The organism is Pseudomonas sp. KH_046_2 (genome assembly GCF_057838985.1).
Genome location: NZ_CM174480.1, coordinates 5,037,339 through 5,053,927 on the forward strand (window position 1 = coordinate 5,037,339; position 16,589 = coordinate 5,053,927).

18 protein-coding genes are annotated in these 16,589 nt (G+C 59.8%); 8 read left to right on the top strand and 10 right to left on the bottom strand.

The annotated features are described in order from the left end of the window. Window positions 1-17: 17 nt before the first annotated feature. The 5 genes from AC3IX1_RS22820 to colR form a co-directional block, all read right to left on the bottom strand. Window positions 18-245, bottom strand: a complete 228-nt coding sequence (locus tag AC3IX1_RS22820; protein WP_015096670.1) for a hypothetical protein — start codon at window positions 243-245, stop codon at window positions 18-20. A 2-nt stretch (window positions 246-247) separates the two neighbouring features. Then, window positions 248-961, bottom strand: coding sequence for a lipopolysaccharide kinase InaA family protein (locus tag AC3IX1_RS22825; RefSeq protein ID WP_489385920.1), 714 nt, complete (start codon window positions 959-961; stop codon window positions 248-250). Between the two features lie 4 nt (window positions 962-965). Then, window positions 966-1,634, bottom strand: a complete 669-nt coding sequence (locus tag AC3IX1_RS22830; RefSeq protein ID WP_489388777.1) for a class I SAM-dependent methyltransferase — start codon at window positions 1,632-1,634, stop codon at window positions 966-968. Between the two features lie 154 nt (window positions 1,635-1,788). Beyond that, window positions 1,789-3,063: a sensor histidine kinase gene (locus AC3IX1_RS22835; protein ID WP_489385921.1), complete on the bottom strand. Its 1,275-nt coding sequence runs from the start codon at window positions 3,061-3,063 to the stop codon at window positions 1,789-1,791. Further along, entirely contained in the window at window positions 3,053-3,736 is a 684-nt protein-coding gene (gene colR, locus AC3IX1_RS22840) for a two-component system response regulator ColR (protein WP_007985839.1), read from the bottom strand. The genes AC3IX1_RS22835 and colR overlap by 11 nt, the downstream gene beginning before the upstream one ends. A gap of 218 nt (window positions 3,737-3,954) precedes the next feature. On the opposite strand from colR, the gene AC3IX1_RS22845 reads away from it, so the two are divergent. Then, window positions 3,955-4,698, top strand: a complete 744-nt coding sequence (locus tag AC3IX1_RS22845; RefSeq protein WP_489385922.1) for a phosphatase PAP2 family protein — start codon at window positions 3,955-3,957, stop codon at window positions 4,696-4,698. Window positions 4,699-4,793: 95 nt separating this feature from the next. Here AC3IX1_RS22845 and groL read toward each other — a convergent pair whose 3' ends face one another. From groL to AC3IX1_RS22865, 4 genes are all read right to left on the bottom strand, one after another. Further along, window positions 4,794-6,440 carry a chaperonin GroEL gene (gene groL, locus AC3IX1_RS22850; protein ID WP_150728305.1) on the bottom strand — a complete coding sequence of 549 codons (1,647 nt, stop codon included), beginning with the start codon at window positions 6,438-6,440 and terminating at the stop codon, window positions 4,794-4,796. A gap of 49 nt (window positions 6,441-6,489) precedes the next feature. Further along, the gene (locus AC3IX1_RS22855) at window positions 6,490-6,783 is read right to left on the bottom strand and encodes a co-chaperone GroES (RefSeq protein WP_095057064.1); all 294 of its coding nucleotides are present in this window, start codon (window positions 6,781-6,783) and stop codon (window positions 6,490-6,492) included. Between the two features lie 248 nt (window positions 6,784-7,031). Further along, entirely contained in the window at window positions 7,032-7,508 is a 477-nt protein-coding gene (locus AC3IX1_RS22860; RefSeq protein WP_218494259.1) for an FxsA family protein, read from the bottom strand. Window positions 7,509-7,574: 66 nt separating this feature from the next. After that, entirely contained in the window at window positions 7,575-8,306 is a 732-nt protein-coding gene (locus tag AC3IX1_RS22865; protein ID WP_489385923.1) for a HugZ family pyridoxamine 5'-phosphate oxidase, read from the bottom strand. A gap of 164 nt (window positions 8,307-8,470) precedes the next feature. Here AC3IX1_RS22865 and AC3IX1_RS22870 point away from each other — a divergent pair, with 164 nt between their 5' ends. Beyond that, window positions 8,471-9,229 carry an SDR family oxidoreductase gene (locus tag AC3IX1_RS22870; protein WP_102671225.1) on the top strand — a complete coding sequence of 253 codons (759 nt, stop codon included), beginning with the start codon at window positions 8,471-8,473 and terminating at the stop codon, window positions 9,227-9,229. A gap of 121 nt (window positions 9,230-9,350) precedes the next feature. Here the strand turns inward: AC3IX1_RS22870 and apbC are convergent, their stop codons facing one another. Next, on the bottom strand, window positions 9,351-10,445 hold the full coding sequence (gene apbC / locus AC3IX1_RS22875) for an iron-sulfur cluster carrier protein ApbC (RefSeq protein ID WP_095943841.1): 1,095 nt from the start codon (window positions 10,443-10,445) through the stop codon (window positions 9,351-9,353). Between the two features lie 186 nt (window positions 10,446-10,631). Here apbC and metG point away from each other — a divergent pair, with 186 nt between their 5' ends. The 6 genes from metG to AC3IX1_RS22905 all read left to right on the top strand — a co-directional run bounded on the left by metG (window position 10,632) and on the right by AC3IX1_RS22905 (window position 16,564). Continuing rightward, window positions 10,632-12,683 carry a methionine--tRNA ligase gene (gene metG / locus AC3IX1_RS22880; RefSeq protein ID WP_489385924.1) on the top strand — a complete coding sequence of 684 codons (2,052 nt, stop codon included), beginning with the start codon at window positions 10,632-10,634 and terminating at the stop codon, window positions 12,681-12,683. Between the two features lie 143 nt (window positions 12,684-12,826). Then, window positions 12,827-13,396: an electron transport complex protein RnfA gene (locus AC3IX1_RS22885; RefSeq protein ID WP_489385925.1), complete on the top strand. Its 570-nt coding sequence runs from the start codon at window positions 12,827-12,829 to the stop codon at window positions 13,394-13,396. Then, window positions 13,393-14,406 (top strand): electron transport complex subunit RsxB, encoded by a 1,014-nt coding sequence (gene rsxB / locus AC3IX1_RS22890; protein ID WP_489385926.1) that lies wholly within the window; start codon window positions 13,393-13,395, stop codon window positions 14,404-14,406. The genes AC3IX1_RS22885 and rsxB overlap by 4 nt, the downstream gene beginning before the upstream one ends. Further along, window positions 14,393-15,379, top strand: a complete 987-nt coding sequence (locus tag AC3IX1_RS22895) for an RnfABCDGE type electron transport complex subunit D (protein ID WP_489385927.1) — start codon at window positions 14,393-14,395, stop codon at window positions 15,377-15,379. Before rsxB ends, AC3IX1_RS22895 begins: the two co-directional genes overlap by 14 nt. Next, window positions 15,376-15,987, top strand: a complete 612-nt coding sequence (locus AC3IX1_RS22900) for an RnfABCDGE type electron transport complex subunit G (protein WP_489385928.1) — start codon at window positions 15,376-15,378, stop codon at window positions 15,985-15,987. The genes AC3IX1_RS22895 and AC3IX1_RS22900 overlap by 4 nt, the downstream gene beginning before the upstream one ends. Beyond that, window positions 15,980-16,564: an Rnf-Nqr domain containing protein gene (locus tag AC3IX1_RS22905; protein ID WP_489385929.1), complete on the top strand. Its 585-nt coding sequence runs from the start codon at window positions 15,980-15,982 to the stop codon at window positions 16,562-16,564. The genes AC3IX1_RS22900 and AC3IX1_RS22905 overlap by 8 nt, the downstream gene beginning before the upstream one ends. The last annotated feature ends 25 nt before the right edge of the window (window positions 16,565-16,589 follow it).

Genomic DNA, 16,589 nt, shown 5'->3' on the forward strand with positions numbered 1-16,589 from the left:
TTTTGGCTTCAATCGGTTCAACTCTGTGGCCTCAATCCCTGAGAAAGACCGAACATGAACAGCAACAAGTCATGATCGGGTCGAGTGGCCACGGATGCCTTCGCAACCCGTGGCAACGGACAATGTTCTTCTGCGCTTATCGAGCTGAGAACCTGGGGGCGTGGTTGCTCCCAGGTTGCCATCGCGATCGATGCAACTGCCAAGGCTCCTACCAGAAACAAACCTCGTGCAATTTCGAGTTTCATCGCTATAAACCCTTGATAGCGCTGCCAAACGCCGTCTTATAAAAGTAGATGAGCTTTTTCCAGTCTGCGTCGCTGAACGACGAGTGGCGACGCAACTGCTTCAAGTCATGGACAGCTGCGCGATAGGCGGTCAATCGCTTTCGGCATTTCTCCAGATCGATCAGGGCCACTTCGACCTTGGCCGTCTCGCCCTCACCGGTCACGCGAACGAATACGTGCTTGTCGTAAAGGCAACCGTGCTGCCAGCGGCCCTTGTGCATGCGAGCCAGGTTTTCAGCCAGGTCCTTGAGCACCCGGTCGCTTATGGCTTGACCATGACGCTCGCGACCGCCACCGGCGTACCAGCGATCGATTTCCTCGAAGCCGTCCAGCGACTTGGTAATCAGCAGGGCACGCCACTTGTGTACAGGATCGCGCTGTGCGCCACAGAAAACGATTTCCGGAACCCGTACGCCAAGCTCGGTCACACCGATGAGCGCAGCATGCTCGCGCATTACCGTCGGCCGCCCGAAAGGGTGCTGCAAGCTACGATGGATATGCCCGGTCTGGCGCTTGACGTAGAGCAGTTGACCATCACTGCCCATCAGGCGTTGAACGCCGCTTTCCCCGCCGCGACGGACGTTGGGTTCTTCTACCCATTCACCGCGCTGATTCCAGAAGTAATCGAAGCGGTCCCGGGGAACGACTTCCGTTTCTGCTGCACACTGCACTGCCATCCTGTTACCTCTTGCGTAATACGTAAACTCGCCACATGGCATAGAGCGGCAAAAAGTCCAGTTGTTCCTGGATTCGGAAACCCGCCTGCTCAAATTCCTTCTCTACGGTAGCGGCCGGTAACACAAACCGGTTTTGGTAACCTTCCTGCCCACGGGTTTTCTCCGAACGCTTGCGTTTCCAGGCCTTGAAGTTGCCATCGACCCACAGCGAAAGAATGACACTGTCACGGGAAACACGCTCGAATTCACGCAAAATAGCCATGCGATGCTTGGCTTCACCGATGTGGTGGAGCAAGCGCATGCAAAAAATGCTGTCGACAGCGTTGCCCGGCAAGGCGATGTCGAATGCAGACGTGTGCAAGGGTTGTACCCGTTTCACCACGTCGGCAGGTTGCGCCTGGGTTGCGATCTTCAGCATGGACTCCGAGTTATCGGCACCGATGATCACTCGGTTGGATTTTTCCGCCAACAAGGGCCAGAAACGCCCTGCACCACAAGGTAAATCGAGGACCAGACCAGGCTCGCCAACCAGCGCCAGCGCCTTACGCGCCAGTTGTTCGTCACGCCAATGGGACAATCGACGGCCGAGACCTTCCTGGTGTTTGCGCAAATAGCGTTGCGCGTGTTGATCGTCGTATTTTTCCGAAAAATCGAGTTTGATCGGGCCGTCCATCATCAGGTCTCCTGAACTTCTGATAGCAACTACCTTAGATTTTGTGGTGTCGGTGACTGGTCATCCATTTGTGAAAATATCGTTATGGGAAACCCGGAAGTATTACAGGGCTTTACAGAATTGATCAGGTTTGCTGGACACCTGACTTAACAGATCAAGTTCGGGACAGCTCCACCTGAAAACGGCAGCCACTGGGCTCCATCGTAGTCAGGCTGACGTTCCAGCCCTGGTTTTCACAGATCCGCTGCACCAGTGAAAGCCCCAGGCCCAAGCCTTCCCCGCGTTTTTCAGTGCCCCGAACGAAGGGTTCGAACATCGCCTCGCGTTTTTCCTCAGGAATGCCCACACCGCTGTCTTCGACCAGAAATCCCGTGCCCGTCAGGCTCAGGCGGATGAAGCCCCGCTCGGTGTAATGCAAGGCGTTGCGCAGCAAGTTACCCATCACCGCGTGCAGGAGCGTCGCATTGTAGCCATTGGCCTCGGGGTTGCCCGGTTCAAAAATTAGCTTCAAGCCTTTGCTTTCAATGGGCTCGCGCCATAGACCGACCAGCCCCTCGGCTACCTGGCCCAGGGACTGCTGCGGCGACATGCTGGCATCTTCGCGCTGGGCACGGGCCAGCATCAGGAAGGTTTGCACCAGCTCACGCATTTCTTCACAGGCCCGGGCGATGCGCTCGACCTGGGCGCGACCGCGCTGATCGAGACCAGGGTTTTCCAGCAACAGTTCGCAGGAACTGGCCAGGATCATCAGGGGCGTACGCAATTCGTGGCTGACGTCGCTGGTGAACAAACGCTCGCGGGTCAGGGCCTGACGCAAGCGCCCGAGGGTGGCGTCGAAGGCCACGGCCAGTTCGCCCACTTCGTCGGCGGCATAATCCGGAGCCAAGGGGGGAGCCAAACCCAGCAGTTGATCGCGATGGCGTACCTGGCGGGCCAGCCGCACCACCGGCGCCATGACCTTGCGTGCCAGCACCCAGCCGAGAAATACCGCCAGTGCCAGGCTCAGCACGAAACCCACCAGCACCACGGCAAACAGCACCCGTTCACGCTCTTCGAAGTCGCTCTGGTCCTGCAACAGCACATAACGTCGGCCGTCGACGATTTCGACCATGGCGTGGTACGACAGGCTTTCACGGAACACTTCGTGGAAACCCGGCTCCAGGTGCCGCAAATCCTTGGGCAACCTGAAATCGCCTGGCCCGTTGCTGAAGTAGAACAATTGGTCCGGTTCTGGGCGATGGCTCCAGTCCGTGACATTGTCCATCAGCAACAGACGCTGCAAATCGCCGCCCAGACCGGCCGAAATCAGCTTTTCCTCCACCAGGTGCACGGTCGCCACGATGCCCATGGCAAAAGCGCCCGCCACCAGTGCGCTCATCAGCGCAAAGGCAATGATGATGCGTTGAGCAAGGCTCTGCTTAAACTCCATCACGGCCCTCGGCCAAGCGATACCCCACACCGTGCACGGTTTGCAGCAATGGCTTGGCGAACGGCTTGTCGATCACCTGACGCAGTTGGTGGACATGGCTGCGCAGGCTGTCGCTGTCCGGGCAGTCGTCGCCCCAGAGCGCTTCTTCAAGAATTTCACGGCGCAACACATGAGGGCTTTTCTGCATCAACACGGCCAGCAACTTCAGGCCGACCGGGTTGAGTTTCAGCAACCGGCCTTCACGAGTGACTTCCAGGGTGTCGAGGTCGTAGCTCAGGTCGCCGACCTGCAAGGTCCGCCGCCCGCCGCCCTGGGTTCGGCGCATGACCGCCTCGATACGCGCTGCCAGTTCCGACAGGGCGAACGGTTTGATCAGATAGTCATCGGCACCCGACTTGAAGCCTTGCAGACGGTCATCCAGCTGATCGCGGGCCGTGAGCATGATCACCGGCGTTTCGCGGCGGGCATCTTCACGCAGGCGCTTGCAGAGGGTGTAGCCATCGATGCCGGGCAACATGATATCGAGCACGATCAAATCGTAGTGCTCGGTGGCCGCCAGATGCAGGCCCGACAGACCATCCTGAGCGCAATCCACGGTATAGCCTTTGAGCCCCAGGTAATCGGCCAGGTTGGCCAGGATATCGCGGTTGTCTTCAACCAGTAGAATTCGCATGGGTATCTCTCCGTCCACAGTAACGGCCGTCGTGGCCCGCGCAGCTTAAGGCGAAGTTCAGCTCACGGCTAGGACTGAGTGAAGCGCAAAAGCGTGGAAATTGACCGATTACAGCCTTAACGAGTTTTTCACCAGCGATTCACACGCTGGCGACAGAATCGGGTTCAAACTCTGCGCGGCTGCGCATTTGAGAACATTTCACTGATCAAGGAACTAGCATGGTTTCGACCCTTGCCCGCCCTGCCCCTCGTCCGCTCAATTTCCGGGTGTGCCTTGGAGTCCCCGCCGTAGCTGCGATCATTCTGGTATTGCTCGAATTGACCAGTCTGGACATGGACCTGGCCAAGCTGTTTTACGACCCGGTCGCCGGGGAATTCATCGGACGCCACAGTTACTTCCTCGAGGACATCCTGCACGATCGCGCCAAACAGGTGGTCATCGCCTTCTCGGTGTTTGCCATCTTCGGCTTCATCGCTTCGTTCTTCATGGCCAGGCTCAAACCGCTCAAGCGCGAACTGGGTTGTCTGGTGCTGTCCCTGGGCCTGGCGACTTCTTTTGTCACGCCCATGAAAGCGGTGACCGCGGTGCAATGCCCATGGAGCCTCGAGCAATTCGGCGGTCACGAGACCTACAGCGAACTGTTGAGCCCTCGCCCACCCACCGAAAAACCGGGGCGTTGCTGGCCCGGCGGCCATGCGGCCACCGGCTTCACCCTGTTTGCCCTGTTTTTCGTATTGCGTGACCGTCGCCCGCGTATGGCTCGCGCAGCGTTTGTCTTCGCCTTTGCCCTTGGCTCAGTGTTCTCCATCGGGCGGATGATGCAGGGCGCGCATTTCTTCTCGCACAACGTGTGGACGGCGGTGTTCTGCTGGCTGATTTGTTTGGGGTCGTATTACTACGTTTTGTATCGACCGGCCCTGAGGGCTGAACGCGAGGCCAGCGCAGTACCTGTCGGCGCCTGATCTGACGCCATCTCCAGTCAACCCAAAATTGAAGGCAATAAAAAACCCCGCCTGCTTTCGCAGGCGGGGTTTTTTCGTACAGGGGTAAGGCTGGCTTACATCATGCCGCCCATGCCGCCCATACCGCCCATGTCTGGCATACCGCCGCCAGCACCGCCGTCTTTCTTCGGTGCATCAGCAACAGCAGCTTCGGTGGTCAGGATCAGACCGCCGATCGACGAAGCAGCTTGCAGCGCGGAACGGGTGACCTTGGTTGGGTCCAGGATGCCCATTTCGATCATGTCGCCGTATTCGCCAGTCGCAGCGTTGTAACCGAAGTTACCTTTGCCGTTCTTGACTTCGTTGACCACAACGCTTGGCTCGTCACCGCTGTTGGCAGCGATCTGACGCAGCGGTGCTTCGATGGCACGACGCAGAACGGCGATACCCACGTCCTGGTCGGCGTTGTCGCCTTTCAGGTCGAGGATTGCTTCCAGAGCGCGGATCAGCGCAACGCCACCGCCAGGTACCACGCCTTCTTCAACGGCTGCACGGGTAGCGTGCAGGGCGTCTTCAACGCGGGCTTTCTTCTCTTTCATTTCTACTTCGGAACCAGCGCCAACCTTGATCACTGCAACGCCGCCGGACAGCTTGGCCAGACGCTCTTGCAGTTTTTCACGGTCGTAGTCCGAGGAAGTTTCGGCAACCTGGGCACGGATCTGAGCAATGCGGGACTCGATGTCGCCTGCTACGCCAGCACCGTCAACGATGATGGTGTTTTCCTTGGAGATGGTCACGCGCTTGGCGCTGCCCAGGTTTTCCAGGGTGGCTGCTTCCAGGCTCAGGCCGATCTCTTCGGAGATAACGGTACCGCCGGTCAGAACGGCGATGTCCTGCAGCATGGCCTTGCGGCGGTCGCCGAAGCCTGGAGCCTTGACGGCTGCGACTTTAACGATGCCACGCATGTTGTTCACGACCAGAGTCGCCAGGGCTTCGCCTTCAACGTCTTCGGAAACGATCAGCAGCGGACGGCCGGCTTTGGCAACGGCTTCCAGCACTGGCAGCATTTCGCGGATGTTCGAGATCTTTTTGTCGACCAGCAGAACCAGTGGGTTGTCCAGTTCGGCAACCATGGTTTCCGGCTTGTTGACGAAGTACGGGGACAGGTAGCCACGGTCGAACTGCATGCCTTCTACAACCGACAGTTCGTTTTCCAGGCCAGTGCCTTCTTCAACGGTGATCACGCCTTCTTTACCGACTTTTTCCATGGCTTCGGCAATGATGTCGCCGATGGAGTTGTCGGAGTTGGCGGAGATGGTGCCGACCTGAGCGATTGCCTTGGTGTCAGCGCATGGCTTGGACAGGTTTTTCAGCTCTTTGACGATGGCGATGGTCGCTTTGTCGATACCGCGCTTCAGATCCATCGGGTTCATGCCGGCAGCGACGGCTTTCAGGCCTTCGTTGACGATCGACTGAGCCAGAACGGTAGCGGTGGTGGTGCCGTCACCAGCGTCATCGTTGGCACGGGAGGCAACGTCTTTGACCAGCTGCGCGCCCATGTTTTCGAAACGGTCTTCCAGTTCGATTTCTTTTGCTACCGAAACGCCGTCCTTGGTGATGGTCGGAGCGCCGAAGCTCTTCTCGATGATCACGTTACGGCCTTTCGGGCCCAGGGTCGCTTTTACCGCGTCAGCCAGGACGTTGACGCCTTTGAGCATTTTCTTGCGGGCGGAATCGCCAAACAGAACTTCTTTAGCAGCCATGATCGATATTCCTTAAATACTTTGTAGTAGCGGAAAATGAACGGGGGTATCAGCCTTCGATAACAGCGAGGATTTCGTTCTCGCTCATTACCAGCAGGTCTTCGCCGTCGACTTTCACAGTGTTGCTGCCGGAGTAAGGACCGAACACAACCTTGTCGCCCACTTTCACGGACAGTGCACGCACTTCACCGCTTTCCAGTGCTTTGCCTGGGCCTACAGCGAGGATTTCGCCGCTGTTGGCTTTTTCAGCAGCCGAACCTGGCAGGACGATACCGCCAGCGGTTTTCTTTTCTTCTTCGCTGCGACGGATGACGACGCGGTCATGCAGAGGACGAAGCTTCATTGTCGATCTCTCCTAATTGTGGTTTTCATCGGCCGGTGTAGTCCCGGCGGGTTTAACAAAGGCCGGCGGTGCCGGTTGCGGTTCGTCAAGCGAACCGCGGAAGTCTGTCTGGCGTGTTCGCCAGAAACCTTGCGGTGACCGTTACATAAGGGCGCATAAGCTTATTACAAGGGCGGGGATCAAAAAATTTTCAGTTCGCGGCCCCGCAAACGAACACGGCACCCGAAGGTGCCGTGTCGATGTGCGTATTACTTGGTATCGCGGTGTTCGAACTCGCCTTCGATCACGTTGGGCTCGCGGCCCAGCGGCTCGCGAGGCACCGGGCCGCCACGGGCCTGGAGGTCGTCGGCGAACGCTCGCTGACGCATTGCCTGCTCTTCGGCGCGCTGGCGCATTTTATTGGCTAGCAGGCGACGACTGAACGGCAGCAGCATGAACAGGCCGATCACATCGCTGATGAAACCCGGAAGAATCAGCAGGCCACCGGCCAATGCCAGCATCAGGCCTTCGAGCATGGTCTGGGCCGGCAGTTCGCCGCGGCTCAGGCTTTCACGGGCACGCAGGGCCGTGGCCAGGCCGGCGATGCGCAGCACGAACACGCCGAACATCGAGCCGAGAATGATCAGCAGCAGGGCCGGGAAAAACCCGATGGACCCTGCCACCTTGACGAATACGAACAGCTCCAACACCGGGAACAGCAGAAAGAGCAACAAAAAAGGGCGCATCAAATGGTTCCTCAACGCAAGAATGCCTTGCCAGTTCACCTTAGATGACGTCGCCGTTTCGTGAATTCAAGCGTCGGCCACTTCATTTTTCGGCCAATGCTCCGCGTGGGCCAGAGAAACCAAGGCTTCGCGAACTTGTGTCGGCGTATTACAAGGCGCTTGAAACGGCAACCAGTACAGACTTTGACCGATACGCAGGTGCATGCCTTCGGTGTCGATACCGACCATTTGCGCCGGCACGTTTTTCGGTAGCCCGGCCAGATCGACGTAATGGGCGATGGCCTTGGCGTGATCAGCGTTCATGTGCTCGACCATGCTCAGTTCAGCCTTGCCGGCAAACGGGTTGGCGAGGGTCAGGTCGTTGACCCAATGAATCGCGCCAAAGCCGCCGATGTAACGGTGGCGTACAGGCTCGAGTACCCAGAAATCGAAATCGTGGGCCTTGTGATAACCCTGCGACTCCGGGAAATAGCGGTAGTAACGCTCGGAGGCGGTTTCGATGGCGGCTTCGTCTTCTAGCTGATGCGCCTCGGCCAGGTAAGTCAGTCGACCAACGGCCTGGACATCTTCGGCGCCACGTTCGCCGACAAACAGCGAGCATTTCCGATCTTTTTGCAGATTATGCGTGTGCTGGGCGATGCGGCTGATCAGGATCAGCGGCCGGCCCTGCTCGTCCAGGCAGTACGGAACCACGGAGCCGAACGGAAAACCGGGCATCGATTTGGAGTGCGTCGAGAGCACCCCACGGTATTCCTTGAGGAGCAATTCTCGTGCATGCTTAGCCGCTTCAACGCTCAATTTATGACTCCTTATATAGAATCCGTCAGAAAAACGGACGGGCTGCTGGTGAAAAGTTCCAGCACGCCATCGGGGCAGTTCTCATGTGCAGCCGGGCTACGTCAGGCGCAGATCGAGAGGCTCTCTACAACAAAACCACTCAGACCTGCTACCGGGGCATGCGAATGCAACTCACTGACAAAGTAATCATTATCACTGGCGGTTGCCAGGGTTTAGGCCGCTCCATGGCCGAGTATTTCGCAGGCCTGGGCGCGAAACTCGCGCTGGTGGACCTGAACCAGGAAAAACTCGACGACGCCGTCGCAGCCTGCAAGGCCCAAGGTGTCGAGGCTCGCGCCTACCTTTGCAACGTGGCCAACGAAGAGCAAGTGACCCACATGGTTGCCCAGGTCGCTGAAGACTTCGGCGCGATCCATGGTTTGATCAACAACGCCGGGATCCTGCGCGACGGCCTGTTGCTCAAGGTCAAGGATGGCGAAATGACCAAGATGAGCCTGGCCCAATGGCAGGCCGTCATCGACGTCAACCTGACCGGTGTGTTCCTGTGCACCCGTGAAGTCGCGGCGAAAATGGTCGAGCTGAACAACAGTGGCGCGATCATCAATATCTCGTCGATTTCCCGCGCCGGCAACGTCGGTCAGACCAACTACTCGGCGGCCAAGGCCGGTGTCGCTGCGGCGACCGTGACCTGGGCCAAGGAACTGGCGCGCTACGGCATTCGCGTCGCCGGCATTGCACCGGGCTTCATCGAAACCGAAATGACTCTGGGCATGAAGCCTGAAGCGCTGGAGAAGATGACTGCAGGGATTCCGCTCAAGCGCATGGGTAAGCCTGAAGAAATCGCCCATTCGGCGGCTTACATCTTCGAGAACGACTATTACACCGGTCGAATTCTGGAGATGGATGGCGGGTTGCGGATCTAAGACGCGACAAAGAACAACTGTAGGAGCGAGCCTGCTCGCGAAGGTGTGTCAGGCACCGCGGTGTCGACTGATACACCTTCGCGAGCAGGCTCGCTCCTACAGGGATTCGTATTTCAGCTTATTAGTCGTCGCTGACGCTGATATTCGGCATCGCCGGCGTCAACGCTTCCTGCAATACGATCCGCGCACCGACGTGGCGGGCCAGTTCCTGGTAAACCATCGCAATCTGGCTGTCAGGCTCGGCGATCACCGTTGGCTTGCCGCCATCGGCCTGCTCGCGGATGACCATCGACAGCGGCAGCGAAGCCAGCAGTTCGACGCCATACTGGTTAGCCAGCTTCACGCCTCCGCCTTCACCGAACAGATGCTCGGCATGCCCGCAGTTCGAGCAGATGTGCACGGCCATGTTTTCCACCACGCCCAGCACCGGAATGTTGACCTTGCGGAACATTTCCACGCCCTTGCGCGCGTCCAGCAATGCCAGGTCCTGCGGAGTGGTCACGATGACCGCACCGGCCACCGGCACTTTCTGCGCCAGGGTCAGCTGGATGTCACCGGTGCCTGGCGGCATGTCGATGACCAGATAATCCAGGTCGCCCCACGCGGTTTGGGTCACCAGTTGCAACAGGGCGCCGGAAACCATGGGCCCGCGCCAGACCATCGGCGTGTTGTCGTCGGTCAGGAAGGCCATGGACATCACTTCGACGCCATGGGACTTGAGCGGAACGAACCACTTCTGGTCCTTGACCTCTGGGCGGGTGCGCTCGGGGATGCCGAACATGATGCCCTGGCTCGGGCCGTAGATGTCCGCATCGAGAATCCCGACCTTGGCGCCTTCCCGGGCCAGAGCCAGGGCCAGGTTGGCCGCCGTGGTGGATTTGCCCACGCCGCCCTTGCCGGACGCCACGGCCACCACGTTTTTCACGTTCGCCAGGCCCGGAATCTGCGCCTGAGCCTTGTGCGCGGCGATCACACTGGTGATTTCGACCTTGGCACTTGCCACGCCATCCAACCCCTGAATGGCCATTTCCAGCATCTGCGCCCAGCCACTCTTGAACAGACCGGCGGCATAGCCCAGTTCAAGCTGAACGCTGACGCGCTCGCCCTGGATCTCGATGTTGCGCACGCACCCGGCGCTGACCGGGTCCTGGTTCAGGTAAGGGTCGGTGTATTGGCGAAGGACGGCTTCCACCGCTGCGCGATTGACGGCGCTCATGGGCAACTCCGAAAACAGGACTGGAAAAGATAGAGGGTATCGTACCTGTTCCAAGCGTTCGGCGGGATGTTGAAAAGATCGCAGCCTCCACCTGTTACTCATCCAATGAAACAGGCTCACAGGGTGAAAAATATGCGCCGGCGCTTTATAGTGGCCGACCTCCGTTTCATCAAGTAGCCGAGCCCCATGTCCGAGCCACGCAAGATCCTCGTCACCAGCGCCCTGCCCTATGCCAATGGTTCGATTCATCTCGGCCATATGCTGGAATACATCCAGACCGATATGTGGGTGCGCTTCCAGAAGCACCGCGGCAATCAATGCATCTATGTCTGCGCCGACGACGCCCACGGTTCGGCGATCATGCTGCGCGCGGAAAAGGAAGGCATCACCCCGGAACAACTGATCGCCAACGTCCAGGCTGAACACAGCGCCGACTTTGCCGACTTCCTGGTGGATTTCGATAACTTCCACTCCACTCACGCCGAAGAAAACCGTGAGCTGTCGAGCCAGATCTACCTGAAGCTGCGTGACGCCGGGCACATCGCCACGCGTTCGATCACCCAGTACTTCGACCCGGAAAAGAAAATGTTCCTGGCCGACCGCTTCATCAAGGGCACCTGCCCGAAATGCGGCACCGAAGACCAGTACGGCGACAACTGCGAAAAATGCGGCGCGACCTACGCACCGACCGACCTGAAGGATCCGAAGTCGGCGATCTCCGGCGCCACCCCGGTGCTCAAGGACTCCCAGCACTTCTTCTTCAAGCTGCCAGACTTCCAGCAAATGCTGCAAACCTGGACCCGTAGCGGCACCCTGCAGGATGCCGTGGCCAACAAGATCGCCGAATGGCTGGATGCCGGCCTGCAACAGTGGGACATCTCCCGCGATGCGCCGTATTTCGGTTTTGAAATCCCCGACGAGCCAGGCAAATATTTCTACGTGTGGCTGGATGCGCCGATCGGCTACATGGCCAGCTTCAAGAACCTGTGCAACCGCACGCCGGAGCTGAACTTCGACGCGTTCTGGGGCAAGGACTCCACCGCCGAGCTGTACCACTTCATCGGCAAGGACATCGTCAACTTCCACGCCCTGTTCTGGCCAGCCATGCTCGAAGGCGCGGGCTACCGCAAGCCGACCGGGATCAACGTGCACGGCTACCTGACCGTCAATGGCCAGAAGATGTCCAAGTCCCGCGGCACCTTCATCAAGGCCCGGACCTACCTGGACCACCTGTCGCCGGAATACCTGCGCTACTACTACGCGGCCAAGCTGGGCCGTGGCGTCGATGACCTCGACCTGAACCTCGAAGACTTCGTGCAGAAGGTCAACTCCGACCTGGTGGGCAAGGTCGTCAACATCGCCAGCCGTTGCGCCGGTTTCATCAACAAGGGCAATGCCGGCGTGATGGTCGACACCAACGCCGCGCCTGAACTGACCGAAGCCTTCCTGGCCGCCGCGCCAAGCATCGCCGACGCCTATGAAGCCCGCGACTTCGCCCGCGCCATGCGCGAGATCATGGGCCTGGCCGACCGCGCCAACGCCTGGATCGCCGACAAGGCGCCGTGGTCGCTGAACAAACAGGAAGGCAAGCAGGATGAAGTCCAGGCCATCTGCGCCACCGGCGTCAACCTGTTCCGCCAGTTGGTGATCTTCCTAAAACCTGTCCTGCCACTGCTGGCCGCCGACGCCGAGGCGTTCCTCAACGTCGCGCCGCTGACCTGGAACGACCACGCGACCTTGCTCAGCAACCATCAGTTGAACGAGTTCAAGCCGTTGATGACCCGAATCGACCCGGTCAAGGTGCAAGCCATGACCGACGCCTCGAAAGAAGACCTGACCGCCAGCCAGACCGACACCGGCGCAGCCGCACCTGCCGGCAATGGCGAACTGGCCAAGGATCCGCTGTCGCCGGAAATCGAGTTCGACACCTTTGCCGCCGTCGACCTGCGTGTCGCCCTGATCGTCAAGGCCGAACACGTGGAAGGCGCCGACAAGCTGTTGCGCCTGACCCTGGACATCGGTGACGAGCAACGCAACGTGTTCTCCGGGATCAAGAGCGCTTACCCGGACCCGTCCAAGCTCGATGGTCGCCTGACCATGATGATCGCCAACCTCAAGCCACGGAAAATGAAGTTCGGTATCTCCGAAGGCATGGTGATGGCGGCCGGCCCTGGCGGTGAAGAGATCTACCTGCTCAGCCCTGACAGCGGCGCCAAGCCGGGCCAGCGCATCAAGTAAGGTCTGCGGCAAATCGATCCCACAGTCGTGCCTGGCGCGGCTGTGGGATTTTCATGTCTGGCCCACCCTCCCGCCTTGCCGGATAATGCCTACTCTTTTTAGACAACTGCGCTAAAAAAGCCCTGTTCCTGCCGGCACGAACAATGACCGAGATCCTGCTTACGCTTATCAGCACCGCCCTGATCAACAACCTCGTGTTGCACTGGCCGTTGGCCGTCGATCCGCTGTTGGCCGGTCAGCGCCGTCAGGTCCATGCCTTGGGCATTGCGACGACCTGCCTGATGCTGGTCGTGGGCATGCTCGGCTACGCGCTCTATCAATGGCTGCTGGTGCCATTGCAATTGACGCCGCTGCGTCTGTTTGTGTTTCTGCCATTGAGCGTGCTGCTGATCAGGCCGCTGCTGGAGTTGCTGGCGCGGGTGTTTTCGACACTGCCGTTCGAAGGCCTCTGGCCGTTGCTGCTGGGCAATGCCGGCGTGCTCGGCGTGGCCTTGCTCAATGTTCAGGAGGACAAGGGCTTCTTTCACGCCACAGCCTTGAGCCTCGGTGCTGGACTGGGCTTTTGGCTGGTGTTGAGCCTGTTCACTGATTTGCGTGAACGCACGGCCGACAACGATGTTCCCCTGCCCTTTCGCGGCTTGCCGATCGACCTTATTGGCGCCGGCCTGATCGCAGTGGCCTTTCTCGGATTCAGCGGACTGATCAAAACATGAGTCTGATTCAACTCATCGACGCACTCTTGCCGCAAACCCAATGCGGCAAGTGCGGCCACCCCGGGTGCAAGCCGTACGCCGAAGGCATCGCCAATGGCGAGCCGATCAACAAGTGTCCGCCCGGCGGCAACGAAACCATTAGTGCCCTGGCCGAACTGCTGAAGGTGCCGGTGCTGGAGCTGGACATCACTCGCGGCTCGGCACCGGCGCAGATCGCCTATATCCGCGAAGCCGAGTGTATTGGTTGCACCAAGTGCATTCAGGCCTGCCCGGTCGATGCCATCGTCGGTGCGGCCAAACTGATGCACACAGTGATCATCGATGAGTGCACCGGTTGCGATCTCTGCGTGGCACCGTGCCCGGTGGACTGCATCGAAATGCGCCCGTTGCCACCGGACACGGTACTGCCCGTTGTCGGGGGCCTGGCCCTCACACCGCAGGCGCGGCAGGCCCGCACCCTCAAGCGCGATCACGCACGGCGCCGCTTCGAACAACGCAATGCTCGCCTGCAGCGTGAGGAGCAACAGAAAGTCGCCGAGCGCCAGGCAAGGCAGCGAGCCGCGCAACCTGCCGCGGCGACAGCCGACCCGGTGCAGGCGGCCCTCGAGCGCGTCCGCGCACAGAAAACCGCCAATGCCGATGCCGCGCGAAAAAAGGCCAAGATCGATGTGGCGATGAGTCGGGCGCAGTTGCACAAATCGCTGAAGGCCTTTGGGCATCCGCCGACCTTTGAACAGCAATCGCAGTTGATTGTCCTGCAACAACAGTTCGAAGCCGCCGAACAAAACCTGGCACAACTGGAAAGCGTCGCCCCATCAGCCCCTGCACCGACGGTCGCAGCTGTTTCGTCAAATGATGCCGATCTGAAACGGGCCAAGATCCAGTTGGCCATGCGCCGCGCCGAACTCAAGAAGGCTCAGGCCAACGAAGCACCGGCGGAACAGATCGAAGCCCTGGAGCGCGCACTCGGTGAAGCCGAACGCCTGGTGGACGCCCATGCCAGCCCTTGACATGATGGATGATCGCCTGCAACGGGCGATGAAACTGGTGCTGTTGGCCACGCTACCGGGAATCCTGGCGGCGTTCTGGCTGTATGGCTGGGGCTTGTTGATCAATCTGGTTCTGGCGGCCGCTGCTACGTTGGCCGTCGAGGCCGCCGTCGTGTATTTGCGCAAGCGACCGTCGGGGCCAACCTTGAGTGACGGTAGCGCGCTGGTCAGTGCCACATTGCTGGCTCTGGCGCTGCCGCCTTACTGCCCATGGTGGCTGACCCTCAGTGCTGCCGCTTTTGCGATGGTGTTCGGCAAGCACTTGTATGGCGGCGTCGGTTCAAATCCCTTCAATCCGGCGATGCTTGGTCTTGCCCTGGTGCTGGTGACCTTTCCCCAACCGATGACCCTTTGGCCATCGCCCCACGGCATGGATCTGCCGAGCGGTTTGCAGCACGTGTTCGGCATCGGCCATATGCCGGATGCGTGGGTGCAGGCAACGGCACTGGACAGTCTGCGGATCAACAAAAGCCTGACCATGGATGAGCTGTTTGCCGGCAACCCGGCATTCGGCCACTTTGGCGGCCGGGGGGTGGAATGGGTGAACCTGGCCTTTGTGGCAGGTGGAATGTTTCTCCTGCAACGAAGGGTGATCAGCTGGCATGCACCGGTCGGCATGCTGGCCAGCCTGTTCATCATCAGCCTGCTGTGCTGGAACGGTTCGGGCTCCGATTCCCATGGTTCGCCGTTGTTTCATCTGCTGACCGGCGCGACCATGCTGGGGGCGTTCTTCATCATCACCGAACCGGTGTCCGGCCCCAGAAGCCCTGGCGCGAAACTGCTGTTCGGCGTCGGCGTGGGGCTCCTGACTTATCTGATTCGTACTTGGGGCGGCTACCCGGACGGCATCGCCTTCGCCGTGCTGTTGATGAACCTGTGCGTGCCGGCGCTCGAGCGGTTGGTGGCGGCCAGGCAACAGCCGGAGGCGCCATGAACCGGACATCAAGCATCGCGCTTGTGGTGCTGTTGGCCGCACTGGGCCTTGGCATGACCTACTTCGTGCAGCTCGGCAGCGCGCCACGCATTGCAGCCGAACAGCGCCTGATCGACAGCCGTAACCTGCTGGACCTGATCGCGCCGGACAGCTACGACAATCAACCACTCGAACACCCCATAACGATTGAAGCAACTGCACTGACCAACAGCACCTTGCTGGGTGGTTATCTGGCGACCCGGGCCGAGCAACCCGTCGCGGTGTTGCTGCGCAGTCAAACCCTTGGCTACGCCGGTGCCATCGACCTGTTGATCGCTGTCGACGCCAATGGCAGGTTGCTGGGCGTCAAAACCCTCAAACAGTCGGAAACACCTGGACTGGGGGCACGGATCGCCGACTGGCCCAATGCCTGGCTCCAGGTTTTTTCCGGCAAGTCTCGAACAGAACCCGGTGACAGCGGCTGGGCGCTGAAAAAGGATCAGGGACAGTTCGATCAGATCGTAGGCGCAACCATCACCTCAAGAGCGGTGATCAATGCCGTCCACGATGCCTTGCGCTACTTCGATGACCACCGGCAACAACTGCTCGGAATCCCTGCCCATGGATAACTCCCCGACTCTGCGCAACGCCTTGATGCTGACGCCGTTGATCGGCGCCACCCAGTCGCTGATGGCCGCGGTTGGCCTGTGCCTGATGTTCATGGTGGTGACCGAGTTGTTCAGCCTGGCCATGGGCGCCCTGCGATCCCGGCTGGTTCCGGCGACCCGCTTGCTGGCCAGCGTCCTGTTGGCGGCCACGCTCACCAGTTGCGCGGAACTCATGGCACAAGCCTGGTCGCTGCAATGGCAGCAGCATCTGGGGTTTTATGGCGCCTTGATAGCCTTGCAATGCGTCGTGCTGGAACACGCCGGGTTCTTTCAGAACGGTTGGCGCCAACGCCTGCGACTCAATGGACTGTTTGCCACGCTGATGATCGCGCTGGGCCTGCTGCGCGAACTCGTCGGCAACGGAACACTTGGAAACCATCTATCGTGGCTGTTCGGCGCATCACGAACTGACTGGCAAGGCTGGGTGCTGGTGGCTGACGGCGGCCCGCGCCTGGCTACATTGGTCCCTGGCGGGTTCATCCTGCTCGGGCTGCTGATCGCCGCCTGGCAGGCCTGGCGCCCCACGCCCACACATTGATTGCCTTCGAGGAAACGTACTGCCC

Coding starts and splice junctions, on each gene's coding strand:
- AC3IX1_RS22820 (WP_015096670.1), bottom strand. CDS start 245: ATGAAACTCGAAATTGCACGAGGTTTGTTTCTGGTAGGAGCCTTGGCA.
- AC3IX1_RS22860 (WP_218494259.1), bottom strand. CDS start 7,508: ATGCGCCCTTTTTTGTTGCTCTTTCTGCTGTTCCCGGTGTTGGAGCTG.
- AC3IX1_RS22835 (WP_489385921.1), bottom strand. CDS start 3,063: ATGGAGTTTAAGCAGAGCCTTGCTCAACGCATCATCATTGCCTTTGCG.
- AC3IX1_RS22870 (WP_102671225.1), top strand. CDS start 8,471: ATGCAACTCACTGACAAAGTAATCATTATCACTGGCGGTTGCCAGGGT.
- AC3IX1_RS22845 (WP_489385922.1), top strand. CDS start 3,955: ATGGTTTCGACCCTTGCCCGCCCTGCCCCTCGTCCGCTCAATTTCCGG.
- colR (WP_007985839.1), bottom strand. CDS start 3,736: ATGCGAATTCTACTGGTTGAAGACAACCGCGATATCCTGGCCAACCTG.
- AC3IX1_RS22900 (WP_489385928.1), top strand. CDS start 15,376: ATGAACCGGACATCAAGCATCGCGCTTGTGGTGCTGTTGGCCGCACTG.
- AC3IX1_RS22905 (WP_489385929.1), top strand. CDS start 15,980: ATGGATAACTCCCCGACTCTGCGCAACGCCTTGATGCTGACGCCGTTG.
- rsxB (WP_489385926.1), top strand. CDS start 13,393: ATGAGTCTGATTCAACTCATCGACGCACTCTTGCCGCAAACCCAATGC.
- AC3IX1_RS22855 (WP_095057064.1), bottom strand. CDS start 6,783: ATGAAGCTTCGTCCTCTGCATGACCGCGTCGTCATCCGTCGCAGCGAA.
- AC3IX1_RS22895 (WP_489385927.1), top strand. CDS start 14,393: ATGCCAGCCCTTGACATGATGGATGATCGCCTGCAACGGGCGATGAAA.
- apbC (WP_095943841.1), bottom strand. CDS start 10,445: ATGAGCGCCGTCAATCGCGCAGCGGTGGAAGCCGTCCTTCGCCAATAC.
- AC3IX1_RS22825 (WP_489385920.1), bottom strand. CDS start 961: ATGGCAGTGCAGTGTGCAGCAGAAACGGAAGTCGTTCCCCGGGACCGC.
- metG (WP_489385924.1), top strand. CDS start 10,632: ATGTCCGAGCCACGCAAGATCCTCGTCACCAGCGCCCTGCCCTATGCC.
- AC3IX1_RS22830 (WP_489388777.1), bottom strand. CDS start 1,634: ATGGACGGCCCGATCAAACTCGATTTTTCGGAAAAATACGACGATCAA.
- groL (WP_150728305.1), bottom strand. CDS start 6,440: ATGGCTGCTAAAGAAGTTCTGTTTGGCGATTCCGCCCGCAAGAAAATG.
- AC3IX1_RS22885 (WP_489385925.1), top strand. CDS start 12,827: ATGACCGAGATCCTGCTTACGCTTATCAGCACCGCCCTGATCAACAAC.